The sequence below is a fragment of the Ligilactobacillus saerimneri genome, from assembly GCF_036689625.1.
Lineage (GTDB): Bacteria > Bacillota > Bacilli > Lactobacillales > Lactobacillaceae > Ligilactobacillus > Ligilactobacillus saerimneri.
This window is the reverse complement of the sequence record NZ_CP144759.1, coordinates 159,435-175,723: the sequence shown is the minus strand read 5'-3', so window position 1 is coordinate 175,723 and position 16,289 is coordinate 159,435. Positions and strand designations below refer to the sequence as shown.

Annotated in this window: 18 protein-coding genes; 4 read left to right on the top strand and 14 right to left on the bottom strand. The window is 43.5% G+C overall.

Going from position 1 to position 16,289, the window contains the following annotated elements:
• Positions 1-17: 17 nt before the first annotated feature.
• Positions 18-1,010: a PTS sugar transporter subunit IIB gene (locus V3C97_RS00785; protein ID WP_009553904.1), complete on the bottom strand. Its 993-nt coding sequence runs from the start codon at positions 1,008-1,010 to the stop codon at positions 18-20.
• 356 nt (positions 1,011-1,366) lie between these two features.
• Positions 1,367-3,316, bottom strand: a complete 1,950-nt coding sequence (locus V3C97_RS00780) for a heavy metal translocating P-type ATPase (protein WP_338434276.1) — start codon at positions 3,314-3,316, stop codon at positions 1,367-1,369.
• 191 nt (positions 3,317-3,507) lie between these two features.
• Between V3C97_RS00780 and V3C97_RS00775 the strand changes: the two genes are divergently transcribed.
• On the top strand, positions 3,508-3,822 hold the full coding sequence (locus V3C97_RS00775; RefSeq protein WP_338434275.1) for a metalloregulator ArsR/SmtB family transcription factor: 315 nt from the start codon (positions 3,508-3,510) through the stop codon (positions 3,820-3,822).
• Positions 3,823-3,856: 34 nt separating this feature from the next.
• Here the strand turns inward: V3C97_RS00775 and V3C97_RS00770 are convergent, their stop codons facing one another.
• The 7 genes from V3C97_RS00770 to V3C97_RS00740 form a co-directional block, all read right to left on the bottom strand.
• The gene (locus V3C97_RS00770) at positions 3,857-4,780 is read right to left on the bottom strand and encodes an IS30 family transposase (protein ID WP_086118461.1); all 924 of its coding nucleotides are present in this window, start codon (positions 4,778-4,780) and stop codon (positions 3,857-3,859) included.
• Positions 4,781-4,933: 153 nt separating this feature from the next.
• The gene (locus V3C97_RS00765) at positions 4,934-5,518 is read right to left on the bottom strand and encodes a hypothetical protein (RefSeq protein WP_268889213.1); all 585 of its coding nucleotides are present in this window, start codon (positions 5,516-5,518) and stop codon (positions 4,934-4,936) included.
• 32 nt (positions 5,519-5,550) lie between these two features.
• Positions 5,551-5,784 carry a PspC domain-containing protein gene (locus V3C97_RS00760; protein WP_027827029.1) on the bottom strand — a complete coding sequence of 78 codons (234 nt, stop codon included), beginning with the start codon at positions 5,782-5,784 and terminating at the stop codon, positions 5,551-5,553.
• 50 nt (positions 5,785-5,834) lie between these two features.
• Entirely contained in the window at positions 5,835-6,713 is an 879-nt protein-coding gene (locus tag V3C97_RS00755) for a DUF4097 family beta strand repeat-containing protein (RefSeq protein ID WP_338434274.1), read from the bottom strand.
• A complete protein-coding gene (locus V3C97_RS00750; RefSeq protein WP_338434273.1) occupies positions 6,710-7,318 on the bottom strand; it encodes a DUF1700 domain-containing protein in 609 nt (202 codons plus the stop codon). The genes V3C97_RS00755 and V3C97_RS00750 overlap by 4 nt, the downstream gene beginning before the upstream one ends.
• Positions 7,315-7,656 carry a PadR family transcriptional regulator gene (locus V3C97_RS00745; protein ID WP_027827032.1) on the bottom strand — a complete coding sequence of 114 codons (342 nt, stop codon included), beginning with the start codon at positions 7,654-7,656 and terminating at the stop codon, positions 7,315-7,317. Before V3C97_RS00745 ends, V3C97_RS00750 begins: the two co-directional genes overlap by 4 nt.
• Before the next feature lie 169 nt (positions 7,657-7,825).
• A complete protein-coding gene (locus tag V3C97_RS00740) occupies positions 7,826-8,290 on the bottom strand; it encodes a MerR family transcriptional regulator (protein WP_009553912.1) in 465 nt (154 codons plus the stop codon).
• A 167-nt stretch (positions 8,291-8,457) separates the two neighbouring features.
• On the opposite strand from V3C97_RS00740, the gene V3C97_RS00735 reads away from it, so the two are divergent.
• The 3 genes from V3C97_RS00735 to V3C97_RS00725 all read left to right on the top strand — a co-directional run bounded on the left by V3C97_RS00735 (position 8,458) and on the right by V3C97_RS00725 (position 11,207).
• Positions 8,458-9,945, top strand: a complete 1,488-nt coding sequence (locus V3C97_RS00735) for an MDR family MFS transporter (RefSeq protein ID WP_338434272.1) — start codon at positions 8,458-8,460, stop codon at positions 9,943-9,945.
• Entirely contained in the window at positions 9,945-10,655 is a 711-nt protein-coding gene (locus tag V3C97_RS00730; protein WP_278838703.1) for a DUF4811 domain-containing protein, read from the top strand. Before V3C97_RS00735 ends, V3C97_RS00730 begins: the two co-directional genes overlap by 1 nt.
• Positions 10,656-10,907: 252 nt before the next feature.
• On the top strand, positions 10,908-11,207 hold the full coding sequence (locus V3C97_RS00725; RefSeq protein ID WP_268889207.1) for a hypothetical protein: 300 nt from the start codon (positions 10,908-10,910) through the stop codon (positions 11,205-11,207).
• 109 nt (positions 11,208-11,316) lie between these two features.
• Here V3C97_RS00725 and V3C97_RS00720 read toward each other — a convergent pair whose 3' ends face one another.
• The 5 genes from V3C97_RS00720 to V3C97_RS00700 all read right to left on the bottom strand — a co-directional run bounded on the left by V3C97_RS00720 (position 11,317) and on the right by V3C97_RS00700 (position 16,252).
• Positions 11,317-11,658, bottom strand: a complete 342-nt coding sequence (locus V3C97_RS00720; protein WP_009553916.1) for an AzlD domain-containing protein — start codon at positions 11,656-11,658, stop codon at positions 11,317-11,319.
• A 6-nt stretch (positions 11,659-11,664) separates the two neighbouring features.
• Positions 11,665-12,450: an AzlC family ABC transporter permease gene (locus V3C97_RS00715; RefSeq protein WP_009553917.1), complete on the bottom strand. Its 786-nt coding sequence runs from the start codon at positions 12,448-12,450 to the stop codon at positions 11,665-11,667.
• 118 nt (positions 12,451-12,568) lie between these two features.
• Positions 12,569-12,856, bottom strand: coding sequence for a hypothetical protein (locus V3C97_RS00710; protein ID WP_422392852.1), 288 nt, complete (start codon positions 12,854-12,856; stop codon positions 12,569-12,571).
• Between the two features lie 144 nt (positions 12,857-13,000).
• Entirely contained in the window at positions 13,001-15,943 is a 2,943-nt protein-coding gene (locus V3C97_RS00705; protein WP_338434526.1) for a YhgE/Pip domain-containing protein, read from the bottom strand.
• A gap of 129 nt (positions 15,944-16,072) precedes the next feature.
• Positions 16,073-16,252: a hypothetical protein gene (locus V3C97_RS00700; RefSeq protein ID WP_040533884.1), complete on the bottom strand. Its 180-nt coding sequence runs from the start codon at positions 16,250-16,252 to the stop codon at positions 16,073-16,075.
• Positions 16,253-16,289 lie beyond the last annotated feature (37 nt).

Below are 16,289 nucleotides of genomic sequence, written 5' to 3'. Positions count from 1 at the left end.
TTACCTCCTAAATCGAATTACTTTTTAGCTAATTCTGCGTTAGCTTTCTTCAACAGACTGTTGATATCTTCTGGTGAATCAGCTGGAACCTTACGGACGTTGAACTTGATACCCATCTTGAGCAATTCTTCAATAGCTTCAACGTCGTCAGGACCCATGGCGATCGCGTTGTTAACAACTACTTTACCAGTGGAGTGCGCGATAGAACCTAAGTTGATTTCCTTGATATCTACGCCACCTTTGATTGCCCGTAAGGCATCCGCACAGTTTTCAAAGAGTACCAATGCCCGTGTATCACCGAAACGTGGGTCTTTGGCCACTTGTTCCATCTTAGAGATTGGAACAACGTTAGCTTTAATTCCAACAGGAGCTGCCTGTTCAATCAGTTTCTTCCGTAATTCATCATGCGCTACAGCATCAGAAACAACAATGATCCGTGTTGGTTGCACAGACTTGGACCATGCAGTGGCAACTTGTCCGTGAAGTAACCGGGAGTCAACCCGTGCCAATACGTACTTGATGTGACCGTCTCCCAGCACAGTTCCTTCAGGAATAGCCCCTTGTGGTTGTGCCGCAGCAGCTGGTTCCTTAGTAGCTTCTTCAGCTGGAGCCAGGTCTTCTGGACGAACTTTAACACCATCTTTGGCTGTTTCAATGACATGAGCCGCAATTTCTTGGGCGCTTTCCATTGATAACCGGGAAGCATAAGCTTCAATTACCATTGGCAAGTTCATCCCCGCTACGATTGCCCACTTATCTTTGTGTTCTTCGTAGAGTTGGTTTGCCTGGTTAAACGGTGTACCGCCCCAAAGGTCAACCAAGAACAAAATTTGGTCTTGGTCATCGAAAGATGCGATCGCTTTTTCCATTTTAGCGCGCACATCTTCTGGACCTTCATTAGGCTTTAAAATGACAGCTGCGACGTTTTCTTGTTTACCAAAAATCATTTCACCTGATTGGTAAATCCCTTCGGCGAAGCCACCATGACTAGCTAAGATAATTCCTACCATAGCTAACTACCTCCTTGATTTTTGTGTCCGTAGGCTCTCAATTAAATAGTAAATAATAGCAATCTAAGGGTTAAGACCCGTCATAATAAAAAAGAAAGCCCTTTCGAACTATCTGAATTATACAATAAAGCTAAATAAATGACAATTATGTATGCAATTTTATACCAATTTAGCATTATTTAACTAAATCCGTTATATAAAAAGGCTTTTCTCAAACTAACCATTACTAAAATGACGCTTCATAAATTTATTTTGTTCAAAAATATAAGCAAAGTTGCATATTTCTCGTGCAACTGACTTAATTCGCCTATAAAAAAACCGGCCAACGTTGATACCTCAACGAATCTGGCCAGTTTTTATGAAATAATGCTTGCCTTATCCTTATTTTGTCCATTGAATTGTGGACGTGGCGGAATTTTCCCTACCTGCTTGTCCTTAGTATGCAACAACCATAACGAATTGACTACCGCAATCACCGTTACACCTACATCAGCGAAGACAGCGACCCACATGCTAGTCAAGCCCAATGCGCCTAAAACTAAAAAGAGGAGTTTGCAACCAAGGGCAAAAATGATATTTTCCCATACTATTCGCTTTGTTTTACGTGCAATATTAACCACTTTGACTAGGGAACTAGGATCATCATGCATCAATACTACATCAGCTGCTCCAATAGCAGCGTCAGAACCTAAGTCCCCCATTGCAATCCCAACATCAGCACTGGTCAAAACTGGAGTGTCATTCAAGCCATCACCCACAAAAGCAACTTGAGCATGACCAGCTAGTTCTTGCTTGTACCGATCAACATAGGCCACCTTATCTTGGGGGAGGCAAGAGCAGTGAACTTCATCCAATCGCAATTCATTTGCCAAGGCCTGACCGACTTGGGGAACATCTCCGGTCAACATCACTTGCTTAGTAATCCCCAACGACCGCAATTCTGCAACCGTAGCTGCACTATCTGGCTTAACCACGTCAGCCACTACCAGCAAACCTTGGTACTGCCCGTCATAAGCCACGTATACTCGTGTTCCCGCCTGGTACAGGTCGGTTTCTCCTTGAGGAAGTATAATTCCTGCTTGCAAAAGGAGTTCGCGCTTCCCCACTAGCAATTCTTGACCCTGGTAGCAAGCGCGTACCCCCTGCCCAACAAGTTCTTTACGGTCTTGAACTTGATCCATAGCTGCGTGTCCTAATCTTGCATATGCCACAATTGACTGGGCAATCGGGTGGGGGGAAGCCGTCTCTGCTAAAGCCGCCATGCGAATCAGATCAGCTTCCGCCACCCCAGCATGGGGAACAGTCGCAACCACAGCAAATTCTCCTTGCGTTAGAGTTCCTGTTTTATCATAAACAACTGTTTTGACTCCGGCGAGTGCTTCGAGGAAGTTTGACCCTTTAATCAAGGCTCCCGCCTTGGAAGCTGCCCCGAGCCCTCCGAAAAAGCCAAGTGGAATCGAAATCACTAACGCACATGGGCAAGAAATCACTAGGAAGATCAAGGCCCGTTGAATCCAAACTGCCCACGCACCGCCTGTCACTAATGGCGGAACAACTGCCAATAGTGCTGCCAAGACCACTACTATTGGTGTATATACTTTAGCAAAGCGCTGGATAAAGTTTTCAGTTACCGTCTTTTTTTCACTCGCATGCTCCACCAATTCTAAGATTTGCGAAGCTGTTGAAGCCCCGAATTCTTTGGTAACACTGACCCGGACTACCCCATCTTGGACAATCGTTCCTGACAAAACATCGTCCCCCACAGTCACATACTGTGGTTGGCTTTCTCCGGTCAAGGCTGCTGTATTAAGATACGTCTGCCCTGCAACTATACATCCATCAACTGGGACTTTCTCCCCGGGGTTAACTACGATCACGTCCCCCACTTGAACCTGTTCTGGTCGAACCCGGTGAACCTGCCCATTGAGCTCCAAGTTAGCATAATCAGGCCGGAGATCCATCAAAGCAGTAATCGACTGGCGCGAGTTAGCAACTGCTCGATTTTGGAAAAACTCCCCGAGCTGATAAAACAGCATCACTGCTACTGCCTCAGGGTACTGCTGCAACATAAATGCCCCCACGGTAGCTACAACCATCAAAAAATTCTCATCAAACACCTGCCCTTTAATGATATTGCGACAAGCCTTAACGACAACTTCCCCACCTACAAGTAGGTAAGCTACCCCATAATACACTAGCAGTGCAGGATTAGGCCAAGTTAGCCAATGCCCCAGACAGAGCAGGGCGGCACTGAATCCAATCATACTCAATGTGATTTTTTCTTCATGCGTTAGTCTTAGCTTCATCCTACCCCTCCGTTCATTCAACTAGCTAAATTCGATATCTTTAATTTAAGATATGAACATATACTCATATATTTAACTGGTTTTAGTATAGCACTTTCATAGACCTAGGTAAATATCTCTTTTGCATCCCGTGCTGTTTGATAGTAATATTATGCTAGTTATATTTGAATTCACGTGAAACAGGTGGCACAATGACAAAACAAAAACTTTTTCTTCCCACTGATGCAGAAATCGAGCGAAGCGTCGCTATCTTTAAAGCATTTGGTGACCAAACGCGGTACAAGATTCTTGCTTTGCTCTATGATCACCAACTTTCCGTCAATGAAATCGCTGCGCAGTTAGAAGTCTCGCAGTCAGCTGTTTCCCACCAACTCAAAGTTTTACGTCAAACTGGGTTGGTCCGGGGAGACCATCAAGGGCAAAAAGTTCTCTACGAACTGGCTGATCGCCATATTATTATGATTTTCCGGCAGGTTAAAGAACATATTTCTGAAGATGATTTTTAGGCATGGCAGATTGCAATAAATAACTTGAACAAATTTAATGACGCAGATTAAGCAAGAAGATCTCAATTGGAGTTCGCCAGTTCAAACATTTGAGAGGCCGTGAATTCAGATACCAGTTAATCTGAATCAATTCATCATCACTAATCTCTTCAATTGGCTGACCCTTAGGAATAAATCGCCGTAACACTCGATTACGATTCTCATTACTACCACGTTCATGCGGAGAATAAGCATGTGCAAAGTACAACGGCACGCCGGTATTTTTCTCAATTGATTGGTAGTTGGCGAACTCTTTCCCGTGATCAACCGTCAGTGTCTTGAGATTAGTTCCTAATTGATTAGCTAACTCAAGGATAGCCTTAGTCATTGAAGTGCTATCTCGTCCATCAAGCCGTTTAACGATAGTAAGGCGACTCTTGCGTTCGACAAACGTAGCTACTGCTTGACCTTTGCGCTTACCAGATAAAACCGTATCAGCTTCAAAATGACCTGCAATATTACGATCAGAAGCTTCAGCTGGACGATCTTCAATCGAACGACCATGACTAAAAGTACCACGAGTTTCTTTAGCCCGCTTACGGCGAATACCATGATCTGGTAAGTCAGTTAAGCTAATCTCTAAGAGGCCTTGATCAACCCAGTTATAGATAGTCTTATAGGCGATCATAACCACATGGGCTACTTGTTCAATTGACCATTTTTGGACCTTGATCTTTTCTTCGATTAGTCGTTTGAGGTTAACCGTTAATGAGCATTTCCGGCCACGATAACTAAGTTTAGTTTCGTGGTCGGCTTGCGCACTAGTCGCATGGTATTCACCCTTTAACCGGTGAATTTCATTAAAGATAGTAGTCTTACTAAAGCCCAGGTAATCAGCGATATATCGAAGAGATCGCTTTTCATGACGAAGCGTTTCGATGACAATGCGGTCTTCAAATGATAAAATAGTGGTGCCCATAAAGGTCCTTCTTTCTAATGGAATGTTGTGACGACACCATTAAAGACCTTTATGGGTTTTTCTGTCCACTAAAATGTTCAACTTAAATTTTACAATCTGCCGCATAATAAAAGAAGGAGGTGTCGTTTCTACAACACCTCCTCCTTTTTTATTTTAGAAATTTTTCTGCCATTCTTCTTGATCTTTTTCCTTTTCCTCAGCGAGAATTTCATTAACCTCAGTGATGATTTCATCTTTAGTTAATTGCTCGTACTGCTTAACTAGCGCCCCTGGACCGCCACTATATTCGAACTGAAGGAAGCGGTTCTGGGTCACAGGCTGCTTCCGCCAAGCCAAGTATGCTCCTTTGGTGTCCCAAATAGTGATCAAGAGGTATTCACCATCACGAGGGTGCTTCTTTTGGCCTACTATCGTCCGCAGCAAACCAGCTGGGCGGGTACTTGGTAGCCGCCATTCATCTAATAGTGAGTTAAAAACTTTCTGTTCATCCTTATCAAGGGTAACGTATCTAAGTTCGAAGAACCCATCCCAGATATCAGTATCTGCTTCATTATCATACAGCAAATTAAACTGTAAGTCTGAGGATAACAAGACCTGCTTGCCACCAGTAATATCCATCAACATGTACCGTTCACGTTCTGCATTCTTAAAATATAGCATCCGCCGCTCTGGATATTCATCCATCACGTATTTAATTGCCATTGGAGCACCAACAGTTAAACTAATTCGATCAAGCATTTCTAACACTCCTTTGTATAGATCCCCAGTAACTACGGTCTTTCAGTAAACTCCCCTTCAATCACACTATCATGCTTTTTGCGTGGAGCATTGGGCATCACAATGGCCGCAATAATGTATGCTAGCAAACCAAAACCAGTAGTTAAAATTAAAACACCACCGATAATGCGGACAATGGTCTTGTCCCAACCAAGATACTCAGCCACACCACCTAAAACACCAGCAACTATCTTGTCACGCGACTTAACTAATTGCTTCTTTGCCATAGCAATTCCTCCCTTTTATAAATACTCCTTCTCACTTTCATTCTAACACATCACATAATTTCGTTGTCACCATCACTATTGGTGATTAGTTCCAAAACATCCTGAGCTTCAGCATGATCTCGAATCGTATCACTACTATGGTGCCCATGCAAGACGTTTTCATCACCACCCCGGAGAATGAAGCCTTGGGCGGTAACATTGCGTAATTCATTGTCCCCATCGCTAGTCCGAATCGTAACTCGGTTGCTGATAGTAATATCATTCCCTTCAACATCCCCATCAGCATTGTCTATGTTGGTCCCATCTAAAGTTACCTGGTGGAAGTCAACATCCGTGTCACTGCTTCGCACACTTATTTGCTTCAAACTGGTTCCATTTTGCCCAACTAATTCGCCATCAGTAATATCAAGCTTGCCGTCTTCCAAGCTACTCCTAGACAGCGTTATATCCGTGTCGCTAGTTGTTAGCGCCGTTTGTTTAGCTGTAACCCCATCTAAATGCAAGACCCCATCAGTAACATTGACAGTCAACTGCTTGAGTTCAACGGCTGCTGGTACAGTGATCTCTATCCGGGGTAAAGTATAGTTTTCATCATTAAAGGCTAAGCTGACTACGCCCCCGTGGTCCTTAGCTTTTACGAATATTTCATCTTTGGTTGCCTTGATCTGGGGTCGGGGTTGTCGTCCAGAGAAACTAACCTGATATTTTGTCCCCCGCCGAATAGTTACCTGAGCACCCGTGGCATCAACATGAATCTTTTGGGGATTGCCTTGCGGAATCACGTGCGCTGTTTGTTTTTTCGTGGAAACAATCGTTGGGCGCCCGCTCTGAAAAGTCACAATCCGATTACCATGGTTAAACAACCCTATCAGAAGTAACACCAGCCCAACTAAGAGTAGGCCACCACCAATTTTAAGCATCTTTTTCATCGTACGGCTCTCCTTTCCTTAATCTTGGTGTAACAGTACCGGGTAAAGTTGCTAATTCCGCGTGCTATTCCCCGCACTGCCATAATGCACAACGGTGTCATGATCAAGAAGCCTGCTAAACAACTCAAACCAGCTCCGAGATAGAAAAGACCGACCGCCCAGTTGGTAAAGAGCAAGCCCACCCCCATGTATATGGCAACAAATCCTGCCACAAATATAGCAGCTAGAATGGCGAGCGCTGTAATTCCAAACGAAAAAAGAACAGCGACCATTGTAATAAAACCACCAAAAAGAATTATCCCGCCACCAATTGTCAACATCGAAGTCGCTGCCAACAAGATTAGGATTGTTAACTTGATCTTGCTTCGAGGTGAGGAATTGGCATCCGCTGAATTGGTTTCCTCCTGGTGGATAGAATAATCAGCCAAAATCTTCCGGCTCAATTGCCGTGGTGATCCCAATCGTTTTTCAATCTCAGCACGCGTTGTTAAATCTGCATCAAATAAATATTCGTCATAAAAATCCATGACCTCTGCTTGTTCATCCGCAGTTAGCATCCCTAAGTGTTGCTTTAATTCAGCTAAATATTGTTCCTGAACCGTCATCCTTCCTCACCTTCCTCTGTTGGTTCAATATTGACCTGGGTAAAGACAGTATCCAGACTGTTTTTGTAATCATTCCACATCTTCACAATCCGTTGCAGATGCATCCGCCCCGCATCAGTAATTTGATAGTAACGCCGGTTACGGCCTGCATAAGGGACATCATATGTCGTCAAATAGCCATGTTTTTTCAATCTACGTAAAATGGGATAAATAGTCGATTCTGAGATGGTAATCACCTGTTGGATATCCTGTGTTAAAGAATACCCATAGTGGTCTTCTTGAAGTAACAGGGCCAACACTAACCCATCCATCAGATCAGCTGTGACTGCGATCTTCACTTTGATTCCCCCTTTACTATTTCTTTAACTATATTATATGACGTATAATATATAACAGTCAATTATAATGTTTAAAGAAAAGTATATCTCCATAAAAAGTAAGTGGGCATCATTAGTGAATAAAGACAAAGGCTGAGAGAAAACAATGCTTTCTCCCAGCCTTTCGCCATTATTCATTTTTACTATCCGGTTCTGCAGTAAGTGGGCGCAGCTGAAATTCATTTTTGCCATCACGAATACAGCCCACCAAATGGTATTGCTTCCCGTCAGGACTCGTTACTTGCCCTAAATCGATTAACCCCTTGTCTTCTTCATCAAAGCTCACTTGCTTTACCCGTTGCTTGAAAAACGTCTTCAATTTGCGGTACTTATCGTGAGCACGCTGGGCTTTTTCAGCCGCCTTACTCAGGGTAAACCCTTCATCAAGATAATGTTTGATCAGTGATACTTGATAGAGGTCAGGCAATCCATACCGGCGCATAGCTGCCTCTTCTTTGTCCAGGGGCGTGATGTATCCTTTCTTTTCCCAGTAACGAATCTGGCGTGCCGATACCCCTGTTATCTGGCTGACTTCACCGATACCAAATATCAGGTCTTTCCAAATTCGATTGACATTTGTCATATTGATTTTCAAAAAATCAGTCCTTTATTTAATAATTAATTACTCACACAGTTTTCATAATTCTTCCTTTATATTGTAACTATTTTGACATTGTTGTCAACTTTCTTGACAAAGAATATAAAAGCGGGTATAGTAGCTGGTAATCGTTAAATTTATATATGAGGAGATGTTTAAAAATCATGGATACAAACGCACCCGTTGATATCCACGGCAAGCCCTATAACCGGTCAATGCTGATCATTGTGCTGATGGTTGGTTCTTTCTGTACGGTTTTAAACGGAACTTTGCTCGCCACTGCTTTACCTTCAATTATGAAGTCTTTCGATGTCAGCACTGCGACCGTTGAATGGCTTTCAACCGGGTTCTTCCTGGTTAACGGGATCATGATCCCAGTTTCTGCATGGTTGATCAATAAGTTTGGTTCCCGCATTATGTATCTAACTGCCATGACTACTTTCTTAATCGGGACAGTTTTGTCCTTCATGGCTCCTGACTTTGGCTCATTACTTACCGGCCGGCTCATCCAAGCCCTCGGGGTCGGGGTGACAATGCCTTTGCTCCAAACTATCATGTTGTCCATCTTCCCGCCCGAAAAGCGGGGAGCTGCCATGGGGTCCGTAGGGATCGTTATCGGGTTGGCTCCTGCTTTAGGACCAACTCTTTCCGGTTGGATCGTTGATAATTGGTCATGGCGGGAACTCTTCGGAATGATCATTCCGATCTGTGTGTTGGTTTTGGTGCTAGCTTTCTTCTTTATGAAGAGCGTTTTACCAACTAGCAACCAAAAGTTGGACGTTCTTTCCATCACTACTTCAACCATCGGTTTTGGTTCTATGCTGTACGGGTTCTCTGAAGCTGGTAACAAGGGCTGGACTGATCCTATTATCATTGCCTTTATCGTTGTTGGGGCCATCTTCGTTGTTTTGTTTGGCTTGCGCCAACTTCGGATGGAAAACCCCTTCTTGGACGTTAGTGTCTTCAAGTATAACGAATTTGCTTTGGCCGCTGTCCTCAGTGGGGTTACCAACTTAGCAATGATGGGGATTGAAATGACCCTACCCTTATATATCCAAGGAATCCGGGGCTTATCAGCTTTCCACTCTGGGTTAGTCTTACTCCCTGGGGCTTTGTGCATGGGGTTCATGTCCCCAATCACTGGGCGGCTATTCGACCGCTTCGGTGCCCGCCGGATGTCAATTACAGGGATGGTACTCTTAACTCTAGGGACTGTGCCATTCCTCTTCTTGAATGAAAATACTTCAATCATGATGATTGTTATTTTCTATGCAATTCGGTTCTTCGGGATTGCTATGGTTATGATGCCTGTTACAACTTCTGGGATGAACGTTCTGCCATTGAATCGGATGTCCCATGGGACTGCTGTTAACAACACTTTCCGGCAAGTTTTGAGTTCAATCGGGACAGCCATCATGGTTTCTGTGATGAGTGATGTCACTAAGAGTAATATGCCTGCCAAGAGTGTGCTTCACAATACGCCGCTTATTTACAAGGACAAGGCAATTGCTGCTACGGTTTCTGGCTTCCATGCTTCTTTCGGTGTTGCCCTTGGCTTTGCCGTCTTAGCACTGTTCCTAGCTTTCTTCTTGAAGAAAGGCAACCGGGCTCGGGAAGCAGCTGCATTAAAGGGAAAGGAGGAAAATAACTAATGTTAATTGCTATTTTAATTATTTCCGTTATCTTATTTGCCTTCTTTAATATCTTGCCAGTGATCAAAGGTCACCAAGTGGTGGCTGGGTTCTTCTTGCTCGTTGCTATCCTCAGTGGTTTGGCTATTGTCGGTAAGGATAATTACCACTTTGGTACTAAAGTACAAACAACTTCACAGACCACCCCATTGGTCTCATCAGGAGACAAAAAGATTAACGTTCTCCTCTATCAACCTTTGGGCAATGGTCAAGAAAAAGTTTATTTATACAAGACTGATGATAAGCAAAAGGCCCCTAAACCAATTAAAACCGACCACCTCAAAACCCAAGTCAAGTGGACCAATGGTTCTAGCAAAATGGTGGTCAAAGAAGAACGCTATGTTTCTAGCAGCAATCTCAGTCGGACCCTTTTAGGCAACATCAAACCTAAGGACAATTTGAAGCAACGGACTTATACCTTCTATATCAACAAGAACTGGTCTGTCCTCTCTGTGGCTCAAGCTAAGCAGTTGGCTAAGGCTTTAAAGTCACCACAAGTTCAAGCTCAACTCAAAGCCAAGATCCAACAGCAAGCCCAAAAGGCTGTGATGGAAGCAATGATGAAAAAGCCTAATATGTCAGCAACCGAACGGGCTGAGGTAACTCAAGCTGCCGTTGCGCAAGCACAAAAGACTGCTATTCAATCTTTATTGCAAAATAAAACTAAATAGAAGCATTCATTCTTAGCAAGCAAATGACTTCGCACAAGATCAAAAAGCTACCACATGTAGTATTGTTAAACTAACAATGCTATATGGTGGTAGCTTTTTTTTAGCCAATCCTTCCGGCGATAATTCTTAAACATAAACTTCGACGCCTATCTTTACCTTTCCTTAACTCTGGCATAATACATTCTTCACAAATTATATATAGTATAATGAATGTAGTCAGATCCATTGAACTACAGAAAGTAGGTTATTTTTATGACAATTAAAGCGACTGATGATCACCCCGCGCCTAGCGCTACTACAACTACTCCTAGCGCTATTGTATCAGCACAAGTGATCGCCATTAATCCAGGCACACTTACCCTGCGGACCCAGGATCAAAAAATCATTATTGCGCATCAACCGCAATTTAAGAATCGTTCTGACCACAAATTATATGTTAAAACAATGATGGATATCTGCCGGTCTGGCTTATGGATCCCAGTTGATATGACCACCCGGCAGCTCCTCCAGTATGACTGGTTTGACACACCAGCTACTGCTTATAGTTTCTAATGATTCAGAGACCGCCAAAGACTAACTTGGGGGTCTCCTTTTTAATAAAAAAGACCATCTGCAGCAAGCGCTTAGATAGTCTTCCAACCTATATTCTCTTCTTGATGTGTTACACCGTAACAACCAGTGATAGCAATGCGACTGCGATAAGTCCTAAGACCACCGACAATCCCATTGATCTTGTTCGATAAGCGACCGCAATCACAATTAGCGAGGCGAGAATTTTGGCCACATTATGAAACCCGACAAATGTAAATTTTGCACTATTCATAAAAACATCTTTTACAACCAATGCCGTAAACAGTGATACCGGCACATACTTCATCCATTCATTAAACCATTCAGGAATTTGCCGTGTTGCAAAAATCCGCAGCGGAATATAACGAGGTATAAACGCTACTGCCATTGATAAAATGATCAGGATAAAATGATCCATTGAACTCATTGCCATAATGCGTTATCCCTCCGACTCCGTCTCTGATTTCTTGCTAATCGTCTTTAGGCGACTAGCACGCGGTTTGATCTTGCTCAGTAAGAAACCTTTAGCCTTACCGTGCTTTACTAAATAATCTTCGATAGCAAAGCCAATCAAAGAAGCCATTAAAGTAGCAGCAACTAAGCCCATCGTACTCTTAAATAGGCTCATGAAGAAGATCGCTGCCACTCCTGAAATCAAACTGATTAGCACTGTCAACTTGTTCTTGAACTGCATTACCACCATGTAGATAAACAAAGCAGTCAAAGCATAGTCAACAATTTCCAGGTTAATCGTTATCAAACTACCGATTAAACTACCAATCATATTGGCTACTGTCCAAAAAGCTAGTGAATAGTGTTCTACCATCCACGCATCCATTGGTTTCCAGCTCTTATCCGTAGCAAACTTTAAGTAGTTAACGGCGTAGTTTTCATCGTTCAGCGAAAGGGCAAACCCGAAGAGGAAACTCTTCTTCGTTCCCCGCAGGTACTGCGATAAACTTGATCCTAATAACGCATATCGTAATTCAAGGAAGAACAGCATCACTAAAATCGTTGGCATCGATGCATTAACTGTCAACATTGAAGCAATCATAAACTGAGCCCCACCAGAAAAGACAAACAGGGAGATCAGCACTACCATCAGCGTGTTAAACCCAGCGGCGTGCAACAAAACCCCAGCGGCCATCCCGATAGGAACATAGCTGAGACATAAAGGCATAGTTACCCGTAATACCTCAAGCCATCGTGGTTCTTTCTTTTTCACGAATAAGCCTCCAAAAAATAAATGTCCTCGCAAAATCGATTATAACATATAAATTCCGAATATTAAGCAATTTATCCACCGCCAAATGCGATGAAAACGCATACTTGAGTCAAATTGGTTATTCTGTAATCTTGCGCATCTTGGTATAGGAGATGACCACTTTTTGTTTGAGCTCCGCAGCTGTCATTGTATGACTAAACCGGGGATCAAAAACTATAATGGCTGAATTGTTTAACTGCTTGGTAACCTTACCGGTATACTTGTGCCGGTGAAAAACAAATTCCACGTGGGTTCCTTGGACAAAACTCTTACCATGAGCATTGGGAACAATAGGCTTGGCTTCCCCTCGCATCCGCGCATTCCGCTTCTTCTTGGCTTCTTCACGACTCTTGTCTGTTTGGGTCATGTTGGTCTCTCCTTTCAAAATTAATCCAATGTTCACTTTCCATTATACCGCACTTCTCGCTTCCACCTAAAATATCACCTCGAGACACAAAAAGCTGGGGGAAAACATTGTTTTCCCCCAGCCATGATCTTTTGTTAACAGATATTAGTTATCTTCTTTTTCTTCTGGATTGTGCTTGTTAGCACGGTAGTCCTTGTCTTGTTTGATATCACCAACATAGGATACTTTGCCACTATGCCGTAACCAGTGCATGGAGATCCAAATCAAGAGCAAGCAAACCACTGTGATTGCGATCATAATCAGCTGACAATGAATAAACCATGCACTACCAAACCCACCATTGAGGGCTTCACGGAAGCCATAGACCGAGTATGTCATTGGTAAGTATGGATTGATTGCTTGGTAGAATCCATTGAGCGCTGTTGTGATTTGGATTGGGAATGTCCCACCAGCCCCACCAAGTTGGAATACCAGCAAGATCAGGACAATAAACCGTCCCGGATTGCCAAAGAGCAAGGAGAACAGCATCACTAAAAACATTGCCAGTAACGCAAACTGGATGGTGTTCAAGAAGAACTCACCGTGGTGCAATGGTACCAAACCAACCGTATACATAATACCCGCATCGATCAGGGCTGCCCCAACCGCTACGAAGGTTGCAACGATTGCTTTGCTGAAGAACCAATCCGTCGGTGTCCCATCAGCTGTAGCTAAACGTTTAATTGGGTAGATAATGTTGAAGGCTAAAGCCAAGACGAACAGACTTACTGACATCATGTATGGTGCTAAGGCATGGCCGTAGTTTTGAACATGGGCATAGTTCTTTTTACTTAACTTAACTGGGTTCCCCATCATCTTGCCTGTCCGCTTGCTGAGTGGTAAGGCTTTGATGCCGTCACTTCCCTTTTGTAGGCTCGTCGACAATTCATCGCTACCATCAGCTAACTGACTAGCACCATCTTCCAGCTTACCGGAGTTGTCAACCAATTGTTGGGTCCCGTTAGCTAAAGCATTAACCCCAGCTTCTAAAGCAGGTACCTTGGCGTTTAACTCATTCAAACCAGATGATAACTGGTTACCACCAGCAGCTAATAACTGGATAGCGTTAACCAGCACTGGCACTTGGCCGTTTAGTTGACCGAGACCTGCAGTAACTTGGGAGCTACCGTTAGCTAATTGGCTCGACCCACTGAGTAATTGTCCAGAATTACCAGCTAGTTGTTGGGTCCCGGCGTAGATTTGACCGATCCCTGCCTTTAACTCTGGAACCTTACCATTCAGCGCGTTCAAACCATTTGCTAATTCCTTGGAACCCGAATTAAGGGCTTTATTCGCAGCTTCAAGTTGGGAAGAACCACCAAGTTCTTTTTCTAATTGATCAACTTGCTTATCTAACCCCGCCGTCTTACTTGCTAATTGACTAGATCCAGCCTGCAATTGCCCCGTAGCACTCTTTAATGCTGTCAGCTGGTCACCCAAATCTTTAAGTTGCTTTTGCATCTCTGGACCGGTCATTCCCTTAGCAGTTGTCAACATATCTTCAATGTTTTGCTTAGAGTTAGCTAAAGTTGTCAAACTTCCTGCCAGCTTGTTCAATTCTTGAGAAGATGCTTGTGATTGTTGCTTTAAGTTAGAAGCAATTGTTTGCAAGCCAGTACTGATTCCATCTTGTTTACCGCTAGCATCATCGAGCTTGGCAACCGCTGCCTGTAAGCTCTGCTTTTGGCTATCATCCAATTTGTCTGAGTTCATTACTGCGTTAATTTTAGTTTTAGCATCAGCAATATCACTCTTGGAAGCATTGGCCGCCCCAATAGCCTGGTTCAGCCCAGCTCCCGCCGCTTCGGTTTGCTTCCCAGCTTGCGCTAATTGTGTCTGTAACTGTTGAATTTCTGTTGTCGATGGTAACTGGTTCACCAATTGGGCCATCTGGTCAGTTTGCGTCGACACCTTGTTCATCGTTGCCAACATCGTGGCAAACTGACTTGGATCAATCTTTTGGACTGAGTCATTCAACTGGGTCATGTACTTGTTCAATTCAGAGGTTGCTTGCGGGAGGGCTTTGAGTTGGTCGAGCTGCCCTGACTGAGAGTTGAATTTAGCCAACAATCCTGCCACAGTTCCGGTATATTGGTTTATACCATCTTGCAAACCATTAGCCCCTGTGGCAAGTTTCCCGATACCACCAGCTAAAGTGTCTGTTTTACTATTCAGCTGACCAACACCTTGGTTCACTTGGAAGACCCCATTGGTGTAAGTAATCAACCCTGTATGGAGGGCTTTGGCCCCGGTTGTCACCTGACCTGATCCCTGGTATAGCTTGTTTACACCAGAAGCCAGTTCACCAGTTTTGCCATTTAATGTGTTCAAACCACTACCAAGTTGGTTGGCACCAGTTGCCAGGGCATTAACCCCTGCTTTCAATGGCTTAACGCTAACCTGCATTTCGATCAACCCATTGTTGACCTGCTTAACGCCGGCAGTGTACTGGTACATCCCGTCTTTAAGGGCGGTTGACCCATCGCTGAGTTGCCCCGCACCTTTAGCGGCCTTGTCCATCCCTTTACCGAGCTTCTTGGTAACCCCAATCATCGTATCGGCATAAGTTGTGGCCACCTCATTGCGGACCCGACTACCAATTTCCTTAACCCCGTTTTTACCAATGATTGAACCGATGTAGTTCAACGATTCATTGGCTTCATAATGCAGGTTCATCTTCTTAGGATGCTTGTCCAAAACTGTAGTCGCATTCTTGGAAAAATCTTTCGGAATTGTGATAGTGAGGTAATACTTCCGGTGACGCAATCCGTAATCGGCCTCTTTTTGAGATACAAAATCCCACTTTAAGCCTTTGCTTTCCTTCATGTTTTTAACTAAATCCTTACCAACATTCAGGTGTTGCCCCCTAAATGTTACTGCTTGGTCTTTGTTGACCACTGCAACTGGTAAGTTATCCGTCTTACCATATGGATCCCAAACAGATTTAAGGAAGAAGAAAGTGTATAAGAACGGAACAAGCATTAGACCAAACAATGTGATCATCGCAATCTTGTTACGCAAAATACTCTTTAGCTCTTCTTTAATCATATTCAAAGTCCATGCACCTCCCATTCTTGTTAATCAGACTCTCTATTTAGAGTGTGTAGAATACGTAAAATAATACTACACTCGTCTTATTCTAGTAACAAGAAACAAGTGTCGCGGTTTGTCTTATCCCTAATGTAATGTTTGGTACAATGCTTCAACCCCACCGAAAACTAGGATGATCCCTACCACTAGGTACCACACAAAAACCTTCTTGCGCCCCTTTTGTCGCTGCTTGAAGGCATATGTCAAAATGTAGGCCGCCAACCCCCAACATAAAATAACTTGGACTATAATATTGTGAAAATTCATTGCTTGTCTTCCTTTACTAATTATTCTCTTCTAGGTT